The organism is Streptomyces californicus (genome assembly GCF_000717645.1).
Lineage (GTDB): Bacteria > Actinomycetota > Actinomycetes > Streptomycetales > Streptomycetaceae > Streptomyces > Streptomyces californicus.
In genome coordinates, this window is the sequence record NZ_JNZZ01000024.1 from 37,889 (window position 1) to 58,493 (window position 20,605).

The 20,605-nt window shown below is 72.7% G+C and carries 23 protein-coding genes; 11 read left to right on the plus strand and 12 right to left on the minus strand.

Annotated elements, in window-relative coordinates; all coding sequences use genetic code 11:
• Window positions 1–2: 2 nt before the first annotated feature.
• Window positions 3–1,031: an ABC transporter ATP-binding protein gene (locus IF19_RS0127785; RefSeq protein WP_030116347.1), complete on the plus strand. Its 1,029-nt coding sequence runs from the start codon at window positions 3–5 to the stop codon at window positions 1,029–1,031.
• Window positions 1,032–1,373: 342 nt separating this feature from the next.
• Here the strand turns inward: IF19_RS0127785 and IF19_RS0127790 are convergent, their stop codons facing one another.
• From IF19_RS0127790 to IF19_RS0127805, 4 genes are all read right to left on the minus strand, one after another.
• A complete protein-coding gene (locus IF19_RS0127790; RefSeq protein WP_030116348.1) occupies window positions 1,374–2,534 on the minus strand; it encodes a hypothetical protein in 1,161 nt (386 codons plus the stop codon).
• The gene (locus IF19_RS0127795) at window positions 2,516–3,253 is read right to left on the minus strand and encodes an ABC transporter ATP-binding protein (protein WP_030121353.1); all 738 of its coding nucleotides are present in this window, start codon (window positions 3,251–3,253) and stop codon (window positions 2,516–2,518) included. The genes IF19_RS0127790 and IF19_RS0127795 overlap by 19 nt, the downstream gene beginning before the upstream one ends.
• A gap of 216 nt (window positions 3,254–3,469) precedes the next feature.
• Window positions 3,470–4,849, minus strand: a complete 1,380-nt coding sequence (locus IF19_RS0127800; protein WP_030116350.1) for an aspartate aminotransferase family protein — start codon at window positions 4,847–4,849, stop codon at window positions 3,470–3,472.
• On the minus strand, window positions 4,834–5,325 hold the full coding sequence (locus IF19_RS0127805) for an Lrp/AsnC family transcriptional regulator (RefSeq protein ID WP_007452460.1): 492 nt from the start codon (window positions 5,323–5,325) through the stop codon (window positions 4,834–4,836). Before IF19_RS0127805 ends, IF19_RS0127800 begins: the two co-directional genes overlap by 16 nt.
• A 176-nt stretch (window positions 5,326–5,501) precedes the next feature.
• Here IF19_RS0127805 and IF19_RS0127810 point away from each other — a divergent pair, with 176 nt between their 5' ends.
• From IF19_RS0127810 to IF19_RS0127820, 3 genes are all read left to right on the plus strand, one after another.
• Window positions 5,502–6,941: a gamma-aminobutyraldehyde dehydrogenase gene (locus IF19_RS0127810; RefSeq protein ID WP_030116351.1), complete on the plus strand. Its 1,440-nt coding sequence runs from the start codon at window positions 5,502–5,504 to the stop codon at window positions 6,939–6,941.
• Between the two features lie 166 nt (window positions 6,942–7,107).
• Window positions 7,108–8,271, plus strand: coding sequence for a polyamine ABC transporter substrate-binding protein (locus IF19_RS0127815; protein ID WP_030116352.1), 1,164 nt, complete (start codon window positions 7,108–7,110; stop codon window positions 8,269–8,271).
• A gap of 53 nt (window positions 8,272–8,324) precedes the next feature.
• Entirely contained in the window at window positions 8,325–8,867 is a 543-nt protein-coding gene (locus tag IF19_RS0127820; RefSeq protein ID WP_030276859.1) for a hypothetical protein, read from the plus strand.
• Window positions 8,868–8,987: 120 nt separating this feature from the next.
• Here the strand turns inward: IF19_RS0127820 and IF19_RS0127825 are convergent, their stop codons facing one another.
• The 3 genes from IF19_RS0127825 to IF19_RS0127835 all read right to left on the minus strand — a co-directional run bounded on the left by IF19_RS0127825 (window position 8,988) and on the right by IF19_RS0127835 (window position 11,664).
• Window positions 8,988–9,785 (minus strand): SAM-dependent methyltransferase, encoded by a 798-nt coding sequence (locus IF19_RS0127825; RefSeq protein ID WP_030116354.1) that lies wholly within the window; start codon window positions 9,783–9,785, stop codon window positions 8,988–8,990.
• Between the two features lie 96 nt (window positions 9,786–9,881).
• Entirely contained in the window at window positions 9,882–10,607 is a 726-nt protein-coding gene (locus IF19_RS0127830; RefSeq protein ID WP_030116355.1) for a glycerophosphodiester phosphodiesterase, read from the minus strand.
• 22 nt (window positions 10,608–10,629) lie between these two features.
• Window positions 10,630–11,664, minus strand: coding sequence for an adenosine deaminase (locus IF19_RS0127835; protein ID WP_030116356.1), 1,035 nt, complete (start codon window positions 11,662–11,664; stop codon window positions 10,630–10,632).
• Window positions 11,665–11,785: 121 nt separating this feature from the next.
• On the opposite strand from IF19_RS0127835, the gene IF19_RS0127840 reads away from it, so the two are divergent.
• The 3 genes from IF19_RS0127840 to IF19_RS0127850 all read left to right on the plus strand — a co-directional run bounded on the left by IF19_RS0127840 (window position 11,786) and on the right by IF19_RS0127850 (window position 13,562).
• On the plus strand, window positions 11,786–12,535 hold the full coding sequence (locus IF19_RS0127840) for a DUF4190 domain-containing protein (protein ID WP_078580753.1): 750 nt from the start codon (window positions 11,786–11,788) through the stop codon (window positions 12,533–12,535).
• A gap of 326 nt (window positions 12,536–12,861) precedes the next feature.
• Window positions 12,862–13,278 carry a DUF4267 domain-containing protein gene (locus IF19_RS0127845; RefSeq protein WP_030311402.1) on the plus strand — a complete coding sequence of 139 codons (417 nt, stop codon included), beginning with the start codon at window positions 12,862–12,864 and terminating at the stop codon, window positions 13,276–13,278.
• Between the two features lie 77 nt (window positions 13,279–13,355).
• Window positions 13,356–13,562, plus strand: coding sequence for a hypothetical protein (locus IF19_RS0127850; protein WP_030116359.1), 207 nt, complete (start codon window positions 13,356–13,358; stop codon window positions 13,560–13,562).
• Window positions 13,563–13,773: 211 nt separating this feature from the next.
• Here the strand turns inward: IF19_RS0127850 and IF19_RS0127855 are convergent, their stop codons facing one another.
• The 4 genes from IF19_RS0127855 to IF19_RS0127870 all read right to left on the minus strand — a co-directional run bounded on the left by IF19_RS0127855 (window position 13,774) and on the right by IF19_RS0127870 (window position 16,084).
• Complete coding sequence (locus tag IF19_RS0127855) at window positions 13,774–14,355, minus strand: hypothetical protein (RefSeq protein WP_030116360.1); 582 nt, start codon at window positions 14,353–14,355, stop codon at window positions 13,774–13,776.
• Window positions 14,352–15,308, minus strand: a complete 957-nt coding sequence (locus IF19_RS0127860; protein WP_050494002.1) for a DUF6286 domain-containing protein — start codon at window positions 15,306–15,308, stop codon at window positions 14,352–14,354. The genes IF19_RS0127855 and IF19_RS0127860 overlap by 4 nt, the downstream gene beginning before the upstream one ends.
• Window positions 15,305–15,487 carry a hypothetical protein gene (locus IF19_RS0127865; protein WP_030116362.1) on the minus strand — a complete coding sequence of 61 codons (183 nt, stop codon included), beginning with the start codon at window positions 15,485–15,487 and terminating at the stop codon, window positions 15,305–15,307. Before IF19_RS0127865 ends, IF19_RS0127860 begins: the two co-directional genes overlap by 4 nt.
• 120 nt (window positions 15,488–15,607) lie before the next feature.
• A complete protein-coding gene (locus tag IF19_RS0127870; protein ID WP_372340767.1) occupies window positions 15,608–16,084 on the minus strand; it encodes an Asp23/Gls24 family envelope stress response protein in 477 nt (158 codons plus the stop codon).
• Between the two features lie 341 nt (window positions 16,085–16,425).
• On the opposite strand from IF19_RS0127870, the gene IF19_RS0127875 reads away from it, so the two are divergent.
• From IF19_RS0127875 to IF19_RS0127885, 3 genes are read left to right on the plus strand one after another with little or no spacing between them, the layout of a single operon-like run.
• A complete protein-coding gene (locus IF19_RS0127875; RefSeq protein ID WP_030116364.1) occupies window positions 16,426–17,013 on the plus strand; it encodes an RNA polymerase sigma factor in 588 nt (195 codons plus the stop codon).
• Entirely contained in the window at window positions 17,010–17,612 is a 603-nt protein-coding gene (locus tag IF19_RS0127880) for a hypothetical protein (RefSeq protein WP_030116365.1), read from the plus strand. The genes IF19_RS0127875 and IF19_RS0127880 overlap by 4 nt, the downstream gene beginning before the upstream one ends.
• On the plus strand, window positions 17,609–17,944 hold the full coding sequence (locus tag IF19_RS0127885) for a hypothetical protein (RefSeq protein WP_050494003.1): 336 nt from the start codon (window positions 17,609–17,611) through the stop codon (window positions 17,942–17,944). Before IF19_RS0127880 ends, IF19_RS0127885 begins: the two co-directional genes overlap by 4 nt.
• 305 nt (window positions 17,945–18,249) lie before the next feature.
• On the opposite strand, the gene ybiA is transcribed toward IF19_RS0127885, so the two are convergent.
• On the minus strand, window positions 18,250–18,810 hold the full coding sequence (gene ybiA, locus IF19_RS0127890) for a riboflavin biosynthesis intermediates N-glycosidase (protein WP_030116367.1): 561 nt from the start codon (window positions 18,808–18,810) through the stop codon (window positions 18,250–18,252).
• A 210-nt stretch (window positions 18,811–19,020) separates the two neighbouring features.
• Here ybiA and IF19_RS0127895 point away from each other — a divergent pair, with 210 nt between their 5' ends.
• Window positions 19,021–20,535 (plus strand): gamma-aminobutyraldehyde dehydrogenase, encoded by a 1,515-nt coding sequence (locus IF19_RS0127895; RefSeq protein ID WP_030116368.1) that lies wholly within the window; start codon window positions 19,021–19,023, stop codon window positions 20,533–20,535.
• Window positions 20,536–20,605: the final 70 nt, after the last annotated feature.

A 20,605-nucleotide genomic window follows, 5' to 3' on the forward strand; every position in this document is an offset into this window, starting at 1 on the left:
AGATGCTGAGTCTGCGGGAAGCCACCGTGCGGTTCGGGAAGCGGACGGCGCTGGACGCGGTGGACCTGGAGGTCGCCGACCACCGGATCGTCTGCCTGCTCGGCCCCAGCGGCAGCGGGAAGTCCACCCTGCTGAGGGCCGTCGCCGGGCTCCAGCCGATGGACGGCGGCCGGGTGCTGCTGGACGGCCGGGACCAGGCGGGCGTCCCGGTGCACCGGCGCGGCCTCGGCCTGATGTTCCAGGACCACCAGCTCTTCCCGCACCGGGACGTCGGCGCCAACATCGCCTTCGGGCTGCGGATGCACGGCGCCGGACGGGCCGAGACGGACGCCCGGGTCCGCGAACTGCTGGAGCTGGTCGGGCTGCCCGGGGCCGAACGCCGCGCGGTCGCCGCGCTCTCCGGCGGTGAGCAGCAGCGCGTCGCCCTGGCCCGCGCCCTCGCCCCGCGCCCGAAGCTGCTGATGCTGGACGAACCGCTCGGGCAGCTCGACCGGAGCCTGCGCGAACGGATCGTCGTCGAACTGCGCACGCTCTTCCGGGAGCTGGGCACCACCGTGCTGGCCGTCACCCACGACCAGGGCGAGGCCTTCGCGCTCGCCGACCGGGTGGTCGTGATGCGGGACGGCGGGATCGCGCAGGAGGGCAGCCCGCTGGAGGTCTGGCAGCGGCCGGCCTCGGCGTTCGTCGCCCGGTTCCTCGGCTTCGACAACGTCACCGCGGCGACCGTGACCGGGCCGGCTGCCGCCACCGCCTGGGGGAAGGTCCCGGTGCCCGAGGGGTCCCCGCAGGGCGAGGCCGACCTGCTGGTCCGGCCCGCCGGCGTCCTGATCGGCGCGCCGGAGGAGGGGCTGCGCTGCACGGTCGGCGCCCGCACCTTCCGGGGCAACCACGTGACCGTACGGCTGCTGCCCGAGAACGCGCCGGTCCTGGAGGCCGACTGCGCCCTGCGGGACACCCCGGACGAGGGCGCGGTCGTCGGCGTCCGCTTCGACGCGGCGGAGACGGTGGTGCTGCCGGGCGAGAGCCGCTGAGGAGGTGCGCCCGGGGGAGGGCATCCCGCCGGACGCGCAGCAGCCTCGACGGGACGGCCGGACGCCTACCGCCCTGTCGGCCCCCGGGCTTTCCCCTGCCCGGCGGGACCCCGGCCGCGCAGCCGCCACTACCGGGGACGGCCGGGCCGACAAGGTAGGTCCGGACGCGCATTGCCCGGTGGGGACGGCCGAGCCGACAAGGCGGGTCCGGACGCAGCCGCCCGGTGGGAACGGCCCGACCGACCGGGCGTGCCCGGACGGACGAGCCCGTGGCCTGCGGCGGGCCCGGACAGCCGGAAGGGGCTCCCGGCGGGCGTCGTGCCCCGGGAGCCCCTTCCGCGTTCACTTCGTCAGCGGTACCGCCGCCACCTGCGCGATCACCCAGGTCAGCGGTGCGAACAGGGCCAGCAGCGCGGCCGCCCGCAGCATCGTCGCCCGGCGCAGGGTGGCCGCCGGGGCGCCCATCCGGAGCAGCACCTCGACGGTGTGGGCGCGGGCGTGCTTGGCCTCCAGCGCCGAGGTCAGGAGGGTCGCCGTCGTACAGCCGATGACCAGCACCGCCCCGAGCGCGGTGAGCGGACCGTACGGGCGGTCGTCACCGCCGTACAGCGCGGACGCGGCGATCGCCGCCGACACCACCGCGCAGACGACCCCGAGCGGGCGGCCGATCCGGCGTGCCTCGTCCATCAGGACCCGGCCCGCCAGCAGCCGTACGGCCCCGGGGCGCACCGCCTGGAGCACCCGCCCGCACAGGTACGTCAGGCTCGGGCCCGCCATCGCCAGGCCGACCGCGGTCAGCGTCCACCCGATCAGGACCGCCACCGGGGTGGAGTCGTACCGCCCGGGCAGCGGGAAGGCGTTGCCGCCCGTCCCGCGCGAGGCGATCGCCTCCACCGCCAGTCCGGCGGCGACCAGGGCCACGCCCCAGGGGAGGCCGGCCGGTGCGGGGGCGGGCTCCGGCAGCTCCTCGGAGCCGAAGGCGGCCCGCGCCGGGTCCGGCCGCGACCGCAGCGCCAGCGCCCCGGCCACCGACGCGGTCACCGGCACGACCGCCAGCAGCAGCAGCGCGGCGGCCAACGGCAGCGGGGTGCCCGCGCCCAGGAACTCCGCCGCGCCGCCGTCGAACGGCATCCCGGTCAGATCGCCGCGCAGATGCAGGAAGAAGAGCAGCGCCACCACCGAGCCGAGCGTGGTGGAGACGGCCGTGGAGACCGCGGCCAGCGCCGAGAGCCGTACCGGCCCCATGCCCAGCGCGGAGAGGCCCGGCCGCGGCCGGGTGCTCGGGTCGGCGCGGGCCACCGCCACGGCGAACTGCACGGTGGCGGCCAGCGGGACGAAGCACCACAGCAGCCGGAGCACCGAACCGGCGGAGGCGGGGTGCGCCACGGCGTACCCGAGGGCGCACAGGAGGAGGAACCCGACGCCGGCCGAGGCGGCGGCCACCAGCAGCCGCCGGACCAGGACGAGGGGATGCGAACCGCGGGCTAGACGGAGAGCGAGCACGCCGCGCGGCCCTCCGCTTCCGGTTTCGTGGGCACGGTGACGGTGGCGACGCAGCGCCCGTCCAGCATGGGGATCCTGCGGTCGGCGAGTGCGGCGACCTCCGGATCGAGCGTGGCCAGTACGACGGTGATGCCGTGCGAGCGGGCCGCCGCGGTCAGGGTGCGCAGCAGTTGGGCGCGGTCCGTGCGGTGCAGGGTCGCGGTGGGTTCGTCCGCGAAGACCACCGTCGGCGATCCGCACAGGGCGCGGGCCACGGAGATCCGCTGGCGCTGCGCCTGGAGCAGGGCGTACGGCCGTTTCTTGGCGTACGCGGCGATGTCCAGGCGTTCCATCCACTCGGCGGACGCCTTCCGGGCCGCCCGGTGCGAGACGCCGCGCAGCAGCAGGGGCAGTGCCACGTTCTCCCGGACGGTCAGCTCGGGGACCAGCTCCGGGTCCGACCCGATCCAGCCGAAGCGCTCGCGGCGCAGCCGCTCGCGGACCCGGGGGGCCATGGTGTGGACGGGCACGCTGTTGAACCAGACCTCGCCCTCCTGGGGCACCAGGCGGCCCGAGAGGCAGTGCAGCAGCGTCGTCTTCCCGCTGCCGCGCGGTCCGGTCACGGCGAGGATCTCGGCGTCCCGGACGCCGATCGAGACACCGCCGAGACCGGGCGATCCGTTGTGGGAGTGGTGCAGGGAGCGCGCCCAGATCACATCGTTGTCCGGCGGGGCCACCATGGCGTACACCTCGGTTCAGGTCAGATTTCCCGTTCCCCCGTACGGGGGAACGAAGACGCGGCCGATCGGTCACTGGGCACCGTAGATAGTCGGACCGGTGCGGGTGAACGGCGCGCGGCCCGGACACCCCCCTTCTCACTCGAAGGGGCGTATCCGGGCCGTGTGGACCGATGAAATGACCGCTGGGCGGCTATCGGCCTGGGGACCTGGTGGCGGTCAGAGCTTGGACCACGCCTCCGTCAGGACGTTCCGCAGGATGCCCTCGATCTCGTCGAACGTGGACTGGTCGGAGATCAGCGGCGGCGCGAGCTGGACGACCGGGTCGCCGCGGTCGTCGGCCCGGCAGTACAGGCCGTTGTCGTACAGCGCCTTGGAGAGGAAGCCGTACAGAACGCGCTCGGTCTCCTCCTCGGTGAACGTCTCCTTGGTGGCCTTGTCCTTCACGAGCTCGATGCCGTAGAAGTACCCGTTGCCGCGGACGTCGCCGACGATCGGCAGGTCGTGGAGCTTCTGCAGCGTGGTGTAGAAGGCGTTCTCGTTGTCGAGGACGTGCTGGTTGAGGTTCTCGCGCTCGAAGATGTCGAGGTTGGCGAGACCCACCGCCGCGGAGACCGGGTGGCCGCCGAAGGTGTAGCCGTGCAGGAAGGTGTTGTCGCCCTTGTAGAACGGCTCGGCGATCCGGTCCGAGACGATGCAGGCGCCGATCGGGGAGTAGCCCGAGGTCATGCCCTTCGCGCAGGTGATCATGTCCGGCACGTAGCCGAACTTGTCGCAGGCGAAGATCGTGCCGAGGCGGCCGAAGGCGCAGATGACCTCGTCGGAGACGAGCAGCACGTCGTACTGGTCGCAGATCTCGCGGACCCGCTGGAAGTAGCCGGGCGGCGGCGGGAAGCAGCCGCCCGCGTTCTGCACGGGCTCCAGGAAGACGGCCGCGACGGTCTCGGGGCCCTCGAAGAGGATCTGCTGCTCGATCTGGTCGGCGGCCCAGCGGCCGAACGCCTCCGGGTCGTCGCCGAAGAGCGGGGCGCGGTAGATGTTGGTGTTCGGCACCTTGTGCGCGCCGGGGACCAGCGGCTCGAAGGGGGCCTTCAGCGCCGGGAGACCGGTGATGGACAGGGCGCCCTGCGGGGTGCCGTGGTAGGCGACCGCACGCGAGATGACCTTGTACTTGGTCGGCTGGCCCTTGAGCTTGAAGTACTGCTTGGCCAGCTTCCACGCGGTCTCGACGGCCTCGCCGCCACCGGTGGTGAAGAAGACCTTGTTCAGGTCGCCCGGGGCGTAGTCGGCGAGCCGCTCGGCCAGCTCGACGGCCTTCGGGTGGGCGTAGGACCACACCGGGAAGAAGCCCAGCTCCTGGCCCTGCTTGTACGCCGTCTCGGCGAGCTCGTGACGACCGTGACCGGCGTTGACCACGAACAGGCCGGAGAGGCCGTCCAGGTAGCGCTTGCCCTTGTCGTCGAAGATGTACGTTCCCTCGCCACGCACGATGGTGGGAACGGGCGCGTTCTCGTAGTCCGACATGCGGGTGAAGTGCATCCACAGGTGGTCGTACGCGGTTCGGCTGAGGTCCTTGCTCACGGCTATCGGGTTCCCCACATATAGGTCTGCTTCTTGAGCTTGAGGTAAACAAAGCTCTCGGTGGAGCGCACGCCGGGAAGGGTCCGGATGCGTTTGTTGATCATCTCCAGCAGGTGGTCGTCGTCCTCGCAGACGATCTCCACCATGAGGTCGAAGGAGCCCGCGGTCATCACCACGTACTCGCATTCGGCCATGGCCGACAGGGCTTCGGCCACCGGATCGAGGTCGCCCTCGACATTGATGCCGACCATCGCCTGGCGCCGGAATCCCACGGTGAGCGGGTCCGTGACGGCGACGATCTGCATCACGCCCTGGTCGAGCAGCTTCTGGACGCGCTGGCGCACCGCCGCTTCGGAGAGGCCGACGGCCTTGCCGATCGCGGCGTACGGGCGCCGTCCGTCCTCCTGGAGCTGCTCGATGATCGCGAGGGAGACGGCATCGACCGCCGGCGGCGATCCGTTCCCGGTCCTGGAGTCTGCGCTGCGACTGGCCACACCTCCACCATGCACCGCCCTCGTCTGTCTCGCAACCCCAGATCGATGAAATTCGTTGTCTGAGTGCTCTCATCTGACTGAATCCGAAGTTGGCGGCGGTTGGGTATGTCGAAAGCGTCACCGCAGCGATTAGGGTGGATGTCTCACCCATCGGACAGCCGACAGGAGGGGTGGTTGTGACCACCGAGGTGCGCCGTCTGCGCAACTACATCAACGGAGAGTTCCGGGACGCCGCGGACGGGCGGACCATCGATGTGGTCAACCCGGTGACGGAAGAGGTCTACGCGACCTCCCCGCTCTCCGGCCAGGCCGACGTCGATGCCGCCATGGAGGCCGCCGCCGCGGCCTTCCCCGCCTGGCGCGACACCACGCCCGCCGAGCGCCAGAAGGCCCTGCTGAAGATCGCGGACGCCTTCGAGGAGCGGGCCGAGGACCTGATCGCCGCCGAGTCGGAGAACACCGGCAAGCCGATCGGGCTGACCCGCAGCGAGGAGATCCCGCCCGCGGTCGACCAGATCCGCTTCTTCGCGGGGGCCGCGCGCCTCCTGGAGGGCCGCTCGGCCGGCGAGTACATGGAGGGCCTGACCTCCATCGTCCGCCGCGAGCCGGTCGGCGTGTGCGCCCAGGTCGCGCCGTGGAACTACCCGCTCATGATGGCCGTGTGGAAGTTCGCCCCGGCCCTCGCCGCGGGCAACACCGTCGTCATCAAGCCCTCCGACACCACCCCGGCGTCGACCGTGCTGATGGCCGAGATCATGGGCCAGATCCTCCCCAAGGGCGTCTTCAACGTCCTGTGCGGCGACCGGGACACCGGCCGCGCCATGGTGGAGCACCCGACCCCGGCGATGGCCTCCATCACCGGTTCGGTACGGGCCGGCATGCAGGTCGCCGAGTCCGCCTCCAAGGACGTCAAGCGCGTCCACCTGGAGCTCGGCGGCAAGGCGCCCGTCGTGGTCTTCGAGGACGCCGACATCGCCAAGACGGTGGCGGGCGTCTCCGAGGCCGGCTTCTTCAACGCGGGCCAGGACTGTACGGCCGCCACCCGCGTGCTGGTCCACGAGTCGATCCACGACGAGTTCGTCACCGCGCTCGCCAAGGCCGCCGCCGACACGAAGACCGGGCAGCCGGACGACGAGGACGTGGCGTACGGCCCGCTCAACAACGTCAACCAGCTGAAGCAGGTCAGCGGCTTCATCGACCGCCTCCCCGCCCACGCCAAGGTCGAGGCAGGCGGCCACCGGGTCGGCGACAAGGGCTACTTCTACGCCCCGACCGTCGTCTCCGGCCTGAAGCAGGACGACGAGATCATCCAGAACGAGGTCTTCGGCCCCGTCATCACCGTCCAGTCCTTCAGCGACGAGAAGCAGGCCGTCGAGTACGCCAACGGCGTCGACTACGCGCTCGCCTCCTCGGTCTGGACGCAGAACCACTCCCGCGCCATGCGCATGTCCAAGAGCCTCGACTTCGGCTGCGTGTGGATCAACACCCACATCCCGCTGGTCGCCGAGATGCCGCACGGCGGGTTCAAGAAGTCCGGCTACGGCAAGGACCTCTCCGCGTACGGCTTCGAGGACTACACGCGCATCAAGCACGTCATGACGTCCATCGAGGACTGATCCGCGGATCGTCGCGACCGTACGGCCCCGGGCTCCGGCCCGGGGCCGTACGCGTGCCGCTGGACAAGGTGTGCGGGGCCGCCCCCGCCCGCTGGACGCTTGGTCCATTGTCCGCGCGCCCGCCGACCGGCATTCTGCGCGGGTGCGAGCGATCAGGAAGAACCCCATGTCCCGCCGTTCCCTGCTGCGCGCCCTCGGGGCGGGAGCGGCCGGCGCCGCGCTGGCCGGCTGCGGGGTGCCCGCGGCCTTCGTCGAGCCGGGGGAGCGGGCCGGACGCGACAGCTCCGCCACCGACCACACGCTCCATTTCGCCAACTGGCCGCTCTACATCGACACCGATGACGACGACGAGTCGAAGCGGCCCACGCTGGACGCCTTCTCGCGGCGGACCGGGATCTCCGTCACGTACACCGAGGAGATCAACGACAACGACGAGTTCTTCGGCAAGATCAGCCCCGCGCTGATGAACCGCCAGCAGACCGGCCGGGACCTGATCGTCATCAGCGACTGGATGGCCGCCCGCTTCGTCCGGCTCGGCTGGGTCCAGGAGATGGACCGGGCGAAACAGCCCAACGTCGCCAAGTACCTCGACCCCCAACTGCGCACCCCCGCTTTCGACGAGGGGCGGCTGCACAGCGTCCCCTGGCAGTCGGGCATCACCGGCATCGCGTACAACCGCAAGAAGCTCGGCCGCGAGATCCGGTCCACGGGCGAGCTGTGGGCGGACGACCTGCGCGGCCGGGTCACCCTGCTCTCCGGGCTCGACGAGTCGTTCGCGCTGCTGATGCAGGGCGACGGCGTGGACATCACGCGCTGGACGGCCGACGACTTCCACACGATGTGCGAACAGGTCGAGAAGCGCGTCCGCTCCAAGCACATCCGCCGCTTCACCGGCAACGACTACATCAAGGACCTCGCCACCGGCGACGTGCTCGCCTGCCAGGCGTACTCCGGCGACGTCATCCAGCTCCAGGCCGACAACCCCGACATCGAGTTCGTCGTCCCCGAGGAGGGCGCCGAACTGTGGGCCGAGTCGCTGATGATCCCCAACCTCGCCCGCCACAAGCGCAACGCGGAACGGCTGATCGACCACTACTACGACCCCGAGGTCGCCGCCGAGCTCGCCGCCTGGGTCAACTACGTCTGCCCGGTCCCCGCCGCCCGTGACGTCCTGGCCTCCTCGAAGGACGAGGAGACGGCCGCGCTCGCCGAGGATCCCCTGATCTTCCCCGACGACGCGATGCGCGAACGGCTCGCCATCGCCCGGGACATCACCTCCGAGGAGCGGATGGACTTCGCCAAGAAGTGGAACGGGATCGTCGGCTTGTGAAGCGCCCGCAGGCGGCCGTGAAGGGGCCGTGAACCCGGGCGTACGCTGCGGACATGAGCGAGAGACACGCCCTCACCCGGCGTATACGCAGGTGGCTCGTCCTCTTCATCGTCTGTCTGGTGCTGAGCGGGCTCACGGCCTTCCCGCTCGTCACCGAACTCCGCTGGACCGAGGACCTGCTGGCCTCCTCCGCCTCCCCGGTCCCCGAGCACTTCCCGGGCCTGATGGAGTGGATCACCCGGGTCCGCGAAGGGCTCGACACCATCGACCGCGAGCAGCCCTTCATGCTGTACGGCACCGACTGGCTGGCCTTCGCCCACCTCGTCATCGCGGTCGCCTTCTACGGCCCCTACCGCGACCCGGTCCGCAACATCTGGGTCATCGAGTTCGGCATGATCGCCTGCGCCGGGATCATCCCGCTCGCCCTGATCTGCGGCCCGATCCGCTCCATCCCGTTCTGGTGGAGCGTCATCGACATGTCGTTCGGGGTCTTCGGCGTCATCCCGCTGCTGATCGTCCGCCGCATGATCAAGCGGCTGGAAGGGCTGGAGCGGACGGCCGCCGCGAATCCGGCGGGCGTACCGGCGAGCGCCTGAACCCGCCTCCAGGCGAACGTCCGACGGTCGTTCCGGCGGGGGTTCGGCCACCGCGCCGCACGTCATGAGACCGGCGTACGGCGACGGCCGGCGCGCACGGCACGCCGGCCGCGAGGCGTATCAGGGCTTCCGGGCCACCACGCCGAACTGGGCTACCGCCGGCTCCCGCTCGTTCGTGCGCCAGCGGGAGCAGGAGACGATCCCCGGCTCCAGGATCTCCAGGCCGTCCAGGAACGAGGCGAACTCCTCGCGGCTGCGCGCGGTGATCGGCGGGGTGGCGTTCTCGTTCCAGAAGCGCATCGCCGCCGCGTTGCCCTCGCCGCCCAGCTCCAGCGTCGGGTGGGTCAGCACCAGATGGCTGCCCGACGGCACGGCCGCCATCAGCGTCCGTACGACGGAGCGGGCCTCGTCGGTGTCCAGGACGAAGTTCAGGATGCCGAGCATCATCACCGCGACCGGCCGGCCCAGGTCCAGGGTGGGTTCGGCGGCGCGCAGGATCTGGTCCGGGCGGCGCGCGTCCGCGTCGACGTACTCGGTCGCGCCCTCCAGCGAACTGGTCAGCAGCGCGCGGGCGTGCGCCAGCACGATCGGGTCGTTGTCCACGTACACGATGCGCGCGTGCGGCGCGGTGTGCTGGGCGATCTCATGGGTGTTGTTCACGGTCGGCAGCCCCGTGCCGATGTCGAGGAACTGGTCGACGCCCACGTCACCGGCCAGGTGGCGCACCACCCGGCCGAGGAACGCCCGGTCCGCGCGGGCCACTTCGCCGATGCTCGGGTACATCCCGGTCACCTGGTCGCCCACCGCCCGGTCCACCGGGTAGTTGTCCTTGCCGCCCAGCCAGTAGTTCCACACACGGGCGTTGTGCGCGACGTCGGAGCGTATCCGGTCGGAGGCTGTCTGCGGGCGGGGGTCCATGACGTCCGGCTCCTCGATGACGAAAGGGGCCCGCGAGCCGTGCCGGGCGGTACGGCGGTGGCGGCGGGCGGTGCGGGCCCCATCATGCCGGACCGATCAAGAGGCCCCGCGACCGGGCGAGTTGGGGAGGATCCGGCGGAGTACGTCGATCCGGTTGGTGGTGATCGAGTCGACGCCGCGCTCGATCAGCTTGCGCATGGTGCGCTTCGTGTCGGCCGTCCACACGGAGACGAGCAGCCCGTCGCGGTGTGCCCGGTCCGTCAGCTCCCGGCTCACCAGGCCGAAGCGGTAGTTCAGCCAGCGCGGCTTCACCGCGGCCAGCAGCTCCGGGCGCGGCGGGGCCAGGGTGGTCCAGGTCAGGGCGATCTCGGCGGACGGGTCGGCGGCGCGCACCCGCAGCATCGCGTCCGCGCTCGCGCAGTAGTACGCCCGCTCGCCCGCCCCGCACTCCCGGACCGTCCCGACGATCTTCTTCACCGAGGCGTCCGTGGAGCCGGGCAGATCCACCATCACCCGGTGCGCCCCGGCCGCGAGGAGCGCCTCGCGCAGGGTGGGCACCCCGCCGCCCGTCAGCTCGGTCAGCTCCGCGTGGTCGATCCGGTCCAGCCGCCGGTCGTGGCCCCACAGCCGCTCCAGCGTCGCGTCGTGCAGCAGCACGGGCACCCCGTCGCGGGTCACCCGTACGTCGATCTCGACCGCGTCCGCCCCCCGTTCGAGGGCGGAGCGGATCGAGGGCAGCGTGTTCTCGCGGACGCGGTACGGGTCGCCGCGGTGGGCCACGGCGGTGACGCGGGGGACGCGGATCAGGGTGTGGTCGGCCATGGGGCCATTGTCGACGACCGGGTCAGCGGCCGGGCGCCCGGAGCCAGTTCGTCGTGTACGTGTCGATCTCCTCGGCCAGCTTCCGCTTGCCCGCCGGGTCGAGGAACGACGCCTCCACGGCGTTCTTCGCGAGGTCCGCGATACCGCGCTCGTCCAGCTCCAGCAGCCGGGCGGCCACCGCGTACTCGTTGTTGAGGTCGGTGCCGAACATCGGCGGGTCGTCGCTGTTGACCGTGACCAGCACCCCGGCCTCGACCATCTCGCGGATCGGGTGCTGCTCGATGTCGGCGACCGCGCGGGTGGCGATGTTCGAGGTCGGGCAGACCTCCAGGGCGATCCGGTGCTCGGCCAGGTGCTCCAGCAGCTTCGGGTCCCGCACGGAGCTGGTGCCGTGGCCGATCCGCTCGGCGCGCAGCGCGGTCAGCGCGTCCCAGACCGTCTGCGGTCCGGTGGTCTCGCCGGCGTGCGGCACCGAGTGCAGGCCCGCGGCGATGGCCCGGTCGAAGTAGGGCTTGAACTGCGGGCGGTCGACCCCGATCTCGGGGCCGCCGAGCCCGAAGGAGACCAGCCCCTCGGGCCGGTGCTCCACCGCGAGCCGCACGGTCTCCTCCGCCGACCGCAGCCCGGCCTCGCCCGGGATGTCGAAGCACCAGCGCAGCACGACGCCCAGCTCCGCCTCGGCGGCCTTCCGCGCGTCCTCGATCGCCTCCATGAACCCGGCCTCGGGGATGCCCCGGCGGGTCGAGCTGTACGGGGTCACGGTCAGCTCCGCGTACCGGATGTTCTGCCGGGCCATGTCCCGCGCCACCTCGAAGGTGAGCAGCCGGACGTCCTCGGGGGTGCGGACCAGGTCCACCACCGAGAGGTAGACCTCGATGAAGTGCGCGAAGTCGGTGAAGGTGAAGTAGTCGGCCAGGGCCTCCGGATCCGTGGGGACCTCGGAGTCCGGGTGGCGCGCGGCCAGCTCCGCGACGATCCGGGGCGAGGCGGACCCGACGTGGTGGACGTGCAGCTCGGCCTTGGGCAGCCCGGCGATGAAGGGGTGCGGGTCGGTCATCGGAAATCTCCCGGTTCGGCGTGACAGCGGCCGGGCGCACCGGCCGTACCGATCATCGCAGGCGGGGTCCGGCGCCGTCAGCCCTGGCCGTAGCATGACGGGACCACGATGGGGGAGGCCCATGTCAGACAGCACACAGCAGCCCGGGGGCGGGCCCGCGCCGCGCGACCCGTGGGCGCCGCCCGACAGCGGGGTGGACCTGGGCAAGCAGGGGGCGCAGACCCCGCCGCCCGCCGGGCACACACCGCCCGCGGTCCACGACCAGCCGACCGTGACGTCGATGCCGAGCGCGGGGCCGGCCGGCGGCACCGGACCGATACCCCAGGCCGGACCCGGAGCCTTCGGGCCGGCGCCCTCGGACGTACCGCCGCCGCCGGTCGGCCCGAACGGCCCCGGCTACGCGGGCCAGCCGCCGATAGGCGCCGGCCACGCGGGACCGCCGCCGGCCGCGCACTACGGCTACCCGGCCCCGCCCGCGCAGCCGTACGGCGGCTACCCGGGCTACGGCGCCTACGGCGTCGGTCCGGCCGGTTGGGCCCCCGCGCCCAACAACGGCCTCGGCACCGCCGCGATGGTGATCGGCATCGTCTCGGTGGTCGGATTCTGCCTCTACGGCCTCAACATCGTCCTCGGCATCCTGGCGCTGATCTTCGGCATCATCGGCCTCGGCCGGGCCAAGCGCGGCGAGGCCACCAACCGGGGAATGGCGCTGGCCGGGGTCATCCTCGGTGCGATCGGCATCGTCGTCGGGGCGACGATCCTCGGCCTGATCATCTGGGCCGCCACCAGCGCGGACCGTGACTCGGACTACGACAGCGACCCCTACGACGACCCGTTCGCGACGTCGCTGGTCGTCGAGGACCGCGGTTAGAGGACGGCACGCCCGCAGACCGGGCACCATTCCCGCACCTGCCTCCGGGCGGTGGAGACGCCGAGTCTCCACCGCCCGGAGGCGTGTGGGGGCCGCTCGTCTCCGCGCGTCGCGGTCGTCCCCGCATGCGTCGCCGTCGTCCCCGCGGGCGTCTCGCTCGCGTCCCCGCGCGTCGCGGGCGGACCGGAACGCTCCGCTCCACCGCCCTGCCGGGCGTCCGCGCGGATGCTCTCGGAGGGCGAAGGGGTGTCGGACGGCGGCCGAGGGGGAACCCGTGTTCCGCCGAGTTCGGGCGAGTCGAGTTCGGGTGATCCGAGGAGGATGCTGTGGAAGCCGGTCTGGTGCGATGGGTGGGCGCGGCCACCGCTGCCTACGGTGTGGGTGTCCTGGTGCGGCCGGCCCTGATGGCCCGCCCGTGCGGCCTGGACGGTGAGGACGGGTCCGTCCCGGCCCCCGCCGACCTGCTGATCCGGGTCCTGGGCGTCCGGGACGCCGCGATCGGCGTCACCATGCTGGTCGCGAAGGACCGTTCCGTCCGACGAGCGGCGACGGCGTGCCGCGTCGTGGCCGACCTCGGCGACGCGGTGCTCTTCGGTACGCGGCTGCCCGATCCGGCCGCCCGCCGCAAGGCCGCGGCGGTCGCGGGAGGCTGGGGCGCGCTGTGCGCGGTGGCTGGGCTGGTCTCGGACGGAGTCGGGGGCAGCGGCGGGGCCGGACGCCGGCGGTGCCGCCGGTCCGGTTGAGACCACGGTCCGCGCTTCCGCCGGGCGGCGCCCTCTCCGACGTCATTGGTCTGTACCTGTCGGGGCAGAAGAGGGACATGAGCGACGACACGATCACCATCAAGGTCGAGCTGCACGGCGGGCCGCTCGACGGCCGTACCGTCCCCGTCTCCCTCACCGACGAAGACCCCTGGATCGCCCTCCCCAACGACGGCTGCGCCTATCCCGGCGGCAGGAGCCTCTACGCCCCCGACACGGCCGGTCGTTGGGTGTGGCAGGACGACCAGCCGGCCGACGCCTCCTGACCGCTCGGGCGTGTGTCGAAAGTAGCGCCGTCCGCCCGAAGGGCGGGCCCCGCGGCGTCTGGTGCGTGCGATCGCAAGGCGGAGGGTCGTCCTCGTACTGGGCGTACGTGGGCGATCCCGACAACGCGGCGAGCGTGCGTGCCAGGCGTCGCGGGGCAGGCGGGACTTTCGACACACGCCCTAGGGCGTCCGGACGATGCCGCCGAGGCGCTCACCTGGCGCGCGGGGTCGCGCGGGGCCGGCTGCTGACGCGCGTACGGGTGACCAGCCGGACCGGTCGCAGGGCGCTCTCGGCCGCGGCCGTCACCGAGCCGAGCCGCGCCAGGACCGCCCTCGGCGCGGTCCCGGGCTCGGTCCACACCCGAAGGGCCAGGTGCGCCCGTCCCCGGCGAGCGGTGATCCGGCAGTGCGCCCGTACGATCCCGTCGATGTGGAGGGAGTCCTCCCGTACCGCCTCCTCCAGGGCGGTCAGCCGCACATCTGTCCGGGGCGCTCCCAGCGGAGTCGTCGGGAAAGGGCGACGCAGCGGTGTGCGGGTCACGAACCAGCGCAGGCACAGCACGGTCACGAGAGTCCCCGTGCCGATCACCGCCGGAAGCCACCACGCGGCCTCCCTCAGCGAACCCAGGGTGGCCCAGTCCACCAAGACGCCGTCGGCGTCGGGCCTCGGCCACCAGGCCGGCGCCCGGCCGTCGACCGCGCGCGCCGCGCCGAGCAGCCAGAGCCCGCCGAGCAGCAGCGCCCCGCCGAGCAGGGCGATCAGTGTCCGGTCCACGACGGTCCGCCGCTTCATCGGGTCTCCTTCCGGCCGTGTTCCGCTCCGGCCGGCGCGTCGGCGGCTGGGGCGTTCACCAGGTTCTCGTCGGGCACGGGGTCCCACGTACGGGCCGTCCGCACCCGGAGAGCGCAGCGCAGCGGCCGGTCCAACCGGCAGTCGTCGACCGCCCCGAGCACCGCGGCACGGGCCTCCTCGCGGGCGGCGGCACGGTCGCCGAAGGCGAGCACGGCACGGACGCGGACCCGCCGACGGCCCACCCGGACCCGGACGGTGTCCACGCCGGAGACGTCGAGGACGCGATCACGCACCAGGGAGGCGACGGCGCTCCGGTCCACGGCGACCGTCCGCCGGGAGGGGAACCCCGCGACGACGTAGCGGCTCCGCATCCCCGGGGTGCCGGCGAGGAGGAGCAGCCACAGCCCGGCCACCACCGCGGCGATCGCGCCGACCGTCACCGGCAGGGCATCGGCGCGCGTGGCCGAGAGCCGGTCCACGACGTCGCTCCGCCATCCCGCCGGAGCGTGCCCGAAGGCGTGGACGGCGACGACATCGGCGGTCAGGAGGGCGGCCGGCACGGCTCCGAGCAGGGCGATCACCGCCGCGGGGGAGCTCCGCGGCGACCACCAGCGACGAGGGGCGCCGCCCTCCTCGTCCGGCGGCGGGGCGACCGCCGAGTCCTCGCTCCGGCGCAGCCGTACGACACCGAGGCGGGTCACCCGCACGGTGAGCCCCGTCAACTCGCCGGTGCGGGACGCCACGTGCCGTTGCACGGCCCTGGCCCGGTGGCCGAGTTCGCCGGGCCAGGGGAGGGCGAGCCGCACCGAGACGTCCGCGCGCCTTCCCCGCACCGTGGCCGCGCCGCGCACCGCGCCGACCGCGCCGCCCTTCTCGGTGGCGGCCTGTTGCGCGATCCTCGCCACCGCCCGCGCGGAGATCGTCGTGGTGCCCCGGCGGCCGGCCGGGATCACCGGCGCCCCCGTTCGACCAGGTCGCGCAGTCGGTCGATCCCGTCGCGCTCGGCCCAGCCGCCCAGGAACAGGCCCACCGCCCCGAGCGCGCCCACGAGCAGGAACGCCGCGAACCCGCCGAAGTAGGCGGCGAACCCGAGCGCCATCCCTGCCGACAAGCCCACGAACCGGCCGTCCATCGGCAGCCTCCCTTCTGTACGAGGGAAGCGCGGCGCGCATCCCTCCGTGGTCGTCCCATGGCATTCGATGCCGCGCCCGGCCCGGACGGGGGTCACGGGCCGGGCGCGGCGGTCAAGGGGTCACGCGACGCGGCTGTGGTCGGTGTCCGAGCCGTCGGCCTCGTCGTCGGGAAGGCGGACGTCGTCGATCGCGATGTTCACCTCCACGACCTCCAGCCCGGTGATCCGCTCCACGGCGGAGATCACGTTCTCGCGCACGTCGGAGGCCAGTTCCGTGATCGACACCCCGTACTCCACGACGAGTTCCAGGTCGATGGCGGTCTGGCGCTCGCCGACCTCGACCTTCACCCCCCGGCCCATGTTGGGCCGGCCGCCGGGGACCCGGTCGCGGACCGCTCCGAGGGTCCGGGACAGGCCACCGCCCATGTCGTGCACGCCCGGGATCTCACGGGCCGCCATACCGGCGATCTTGACGACGACCACATCCGCGATGGAGGTCCGTCCCCGGTCCGCGGCGGGAGCCTGCGCGCCGGTCACCCCGGCCGACAGGCTCGTCCCGTTCGGCTTGTCGAAGCGCGCCGGGCCGCCGGTCGTCACGTTGTCGATGGTGGTCTTCGTGTCCGTAGCCACAGAGTGCTCCTTCGAGGTCGTCAGCGCTGCCGTGCATCGCTGGGCCGGTGGTCGTTCATCAGGTTCGACAACGCGCCCAGGAGTCTGTGACGCACGAATTCCCCCGAATCCGCGGATGACCGCGCCGACGGCCCCGGAACAGGTGTGCGGAACGGGAGATTTCGCGGGTACGCGTCACAGCGCGCCGCCCCCGGTGTCATAACCGGCGGGGCGGTCGCGGAGCCGTACCCCTCCACCGCCCCGCCCGGGCGGAACGGTGGAGCCCACCACGAACTGCGGGCATGAGCACCGCGAGGAGGAGCGACCACGTGACGGGGAGTCCCGCGCGATCCGAGCCGCCCGACGACGAGGCCCTGCGGGTCGACGACGTCCTGATGACCGAGCGGGCGGCGGAGGGCGACGAGGACGCCTTCGCGGTTCTGGTCCGCCGTCACGCCCCGGCGCTGCTGCGGCTGGCCGCCCGTCTCCTGGGCAACCGCACCGAGGCCGAGGACGCCGTTCAGGACGCGTTCGTCAGCGCCTGGCGGCGGTTGCCCGAGTTCCGGGGCGGGTCCTCCTTCGCCACCTGGATGTACCGCATCGTCACCAACCGCTGCCTGAACGTCCTGCGGGCCCGGCGCCCCCAGGCGCCGCTGAACGACCTCCCCGACCTGCCCGCCCCCGCCCATGTCACCGCCCCCGACCGCATCACCGAGGGCCGCGCCGCACTCCACGACCTGCGGGAGGCGCTCGCCACGCTCTCACCCGAGCAACGCACCTGCTGGACTCTGCGCACACTGGACGGCAGAAGCTATGCCTTCATCGCGAAGACCGTCGGCATCAGCGAACAGGCCGTACGCGCACGTGTCTTCAGAGCCCGCCGCCGACTGACCCACACCCTGGGGGCCTGGCAATGAACAACCGCCCACCCGAAACCCGTACCGACCCCGACGACGAGACGCTGCCCTGCGGCCGACTGCTCTCCCGGGTCTGGGCCGACTGGGAGGACGCGGTCCACGACGACCACACCGCGCAGTGCGCCCACTGCCGGCCGGCCGTCGCCGACCTGGAACGGCTGGAGTCCCGGGTACGGGCCCTCGACGCCGAACCCGCCCAGACGTCCTTCGACGCCGCATCCGTCGTCGACCGGGTGATGGACACGGTCCGCCTGGAGCTGCGCCCCGGCCGGCCGCTGCCGCTCGGCGACGCGGCGGAAGACCTGCGGATCATGGAGAACGCCGCCGCCCGCGTCCTGCGCCGCGCGGCCGAGGAGGTGCCCGGAGTCAGGGCCGGCTCCTGCCGCCTCACCCCGGGCGCCACCACCGTGGAGGTCGCCCTGTCCGTGCGGGCACCGCTGACCACACCCGATGTGCGGGCCGTGGCGCAGGAGGTCCGCCGCCGGGTCCACGAGGCGGCGGACCGGCGCCTCGGACTCCGCCTCGGCGCGATCGACGTACGCGTCACCGACCTCGTGGCCGAAGCGGCACCGCACCGAGAAGAGGAGTCCTCCGGATGACCTCCCCCGCGACCGACCTGCGCACGGAGCTGGCCCGCGTGGTCGAGGACGTGCCCGGTGTGGCCTTCCTCGCCCCCGGGATCCGCCGCCGGCTCCGTTCCCTGACGAGCGCGTCCACCCCGGACGGCCCCACCCCAGACATCAGCGGCATCACCGTCTCCGGACCGCTGCCGGACGGTTCCCGCACGATCGGGATCAGGCTCGTCTGCCGCGCGGACCGCCGGGTCCTCGACACCGCCCGCGCGGTGCGCGAGGCGGTGGACGCTCACCTCGGCGGCACCTGTGCGGAGAGCCCGGACCGCGTCGTGATCACCGTGACCGGGGCGGTCTGAACCTCCGGGCGGGGGGTTGTCGATGCGCGGCCTCCCGGTGCGGAGCGGCCCCGCCGTACGTTCCGGCTCCCCGCGCCCGCACCGGGGCGCGGCGCGGTCCGGCCCCGTGACAGGGCCGGGCGCCCGCCGTGCTGTGACAGGCCCGGGCACCCACCGTGCCGCAGCAGGGCCGGGTGCCCACCGCCCGTAACGGCCCGCCGCCCCGTAACGGCCCAGGCGCCCACCGTCCATAACGGCCCAGGTGCCGGCCACCCCGTAGCGGCCCGCCGCCCGTGACAGCCCGGACGCCCGCCGCCCGGCCGCACTCACCCCGTCGAGCCGTCCGACCGCAGCCTCTCCCGCGCCTCCATCAGGGCGAAGCCCAGCAGATTCAGCCCCCGCCACTCCCGCGGCCGCTCCACCCGCTCGTCGTCCGCCGCGAGCCCGACGCCCCAGATCCGGTCCAGCGGAGACGCCTCCACCAGCACCCGGTCCCCGGTGGACAGCAGGAAGCCGGCCAGCTCCGGGTCCTGCCCGAACTTGTGCAGGCTGCCCTCCACCACCAGGGCGAACCGCTCCCGTGCCCACACGTCCTCGTCGAAGCCGCGCACCAGCCGCCCCGCCTTCTTCGCCGCCGCCGGGCTCGTCGCCGACAAGGCCGCCCGCTCCGCCTCCGGATCGCCGAAGAGCCGCGCCTTGGCGGCCATCATCCAGTGCTCGGCGCTCGCATACGCCACTCCGTCCACGGTGAACGGCGACGGCCACCACTGGCTCAGACAGCTCGCCCCGATCCGGCCGTCCGGGCGCGGGCGGTGCCCCCAGAACGGCAGATACTTCACCCGCCTGCCCCGCGCCACGTCCGCCAGAAGCCCATCGATCGGTCCCATGACATGTGAGTGTGGCATCCGCCACTGACACTCCGTACGGGGATTTCCGCAACCACACGACACATGGTCGACAGATTCCGTCGCGTAACCAAAAGGCAACAACGGAATCACTTGTTGGCCGCGAACCCCTCTGTCAGGATCGGCACTCAATTCAGGAAGAAGCTACGCCGCCCCCGCCGCACAGCGGGCACCGCGGCTCAGGAGAGCGTCATGAGCAACGGCTTCCAGGTTCAGGAACGCTTCGCGGACGGTGCCCAGTACATCGGCGGCAAGCTGCTGCCCGGCACGTCCGGCCACCACCACACCATCGTCGACCCGGCGACCGGCGGGAGCGTGCTCCGCTACGAACTGGCCGGCACCGACGACGTGGACGCGGCCGTCGCGGCCGCCCGCGCCGCCTTCCCCGGCTGGTCCGGCGCGACACCAGGCGAGCGCTCCGACCTGATGCACCGCTTCGCCGCCGTCCTCGCCGAACAGGCCGACGACTTCGCGTACGCCGAATCGCTCCAGTGCGGCAAGCCGGTCAAGCTCTCCACCGAGTTCGACGTCCCCGGCACCGTCGACAACGCGGCGTTCTTCGCGGGCGCGGCCCGCCACCTGGAGGGCAAGGCCGCCGCCGAGTACGACGGCGACCACACCTCCTACGTACGCCGCGAGGCGATCGGCGTCGTCGGCTCCATCGCCCCCTGGAACTACCCGCTCCAGATGGCCGCCTGGAAGATCCTTCCGGCCGTCGCCGCGGGCAACACCATCGTCCTCAAGCCCGCCGAGCTGACCCCGCTCACCTCGCTGATGTTCGCGCAGGCGGCCACCGAGGCCGGTATCCCCGACGGCGTCATCAACATCGTCACCGGTGCGGGCAAGGACGCCGGCGAACACCTCGTCGGCCACCCCGACGTGGTGATGACCTCCTTCACCGGCTCCACCGCCGTCGGCAAGCGGGTCGCGGAGATCGCCACCGCCACCGTCAAGCGCCTCCACCTGGAGCTCGGCGGCAAGGCCCCCTTCGTGGTCTTCGACGACGCCGACCTGGAGGCCGCCGTGCACGGCGCGGTCGCCGGCTCCCTCATCAACACCGGCCAGGACTGCACCGCCGCCACCCGCGCCTACGTCCAGCGCCCCCTCTACGACGCCTTCGTCCGCGACGTCGCCGCGCTCATGGAGACCGTCCGGATCGGCGACCCGTTCGACGCCGCCACCGACCTCGGCCCCCTCATCAGCCACGCCCAGCGCGACCGCGTCGCCGCCTTCGTCGAGCGGGCCCGCGGCTACGCCCGGATCGTCACCGGCGGCGAGGCGCCCGGCGGCGACCTCGCGGACGGCGCGTACTACCGGCCGACCCTCATCGCGGACGCCGCCCAGGACAGCGAGGTCGTCCAGTCGGAGATCTTCGGCCCGGTCCTGGTCGTGCTGCCCTTCGACACCGACGACGAGGGCATCGCGCTCGCCAACGACACCCCCTACGGACTGGCCGCCTCCGCCTGGACCCGCGACCTGTACCGCGCGAACCGCGCCACCCGCGAGATCCAGGCGGGCTGCGTATGGGTCAACGACCACATCCCGATCCTCTCCGAGATGCCGCACGGCGGATACAAGGCCAGCGGTTTCGGCAAGGACATGTCGGCGTACTCCTTCGAGGAGTACACGCAGGTCAAGCACGTCATGTACGACAACACGGCGGTCGCCCGCAAGGACTGGCACCGCACGATCTTCGGGGACCGATAGCAGCTGCCGCACGATCGGGGCCCGCCCGCGACGGCGGGCCCCGGCGGCCTCCCACCCGAAAGGGCCACAG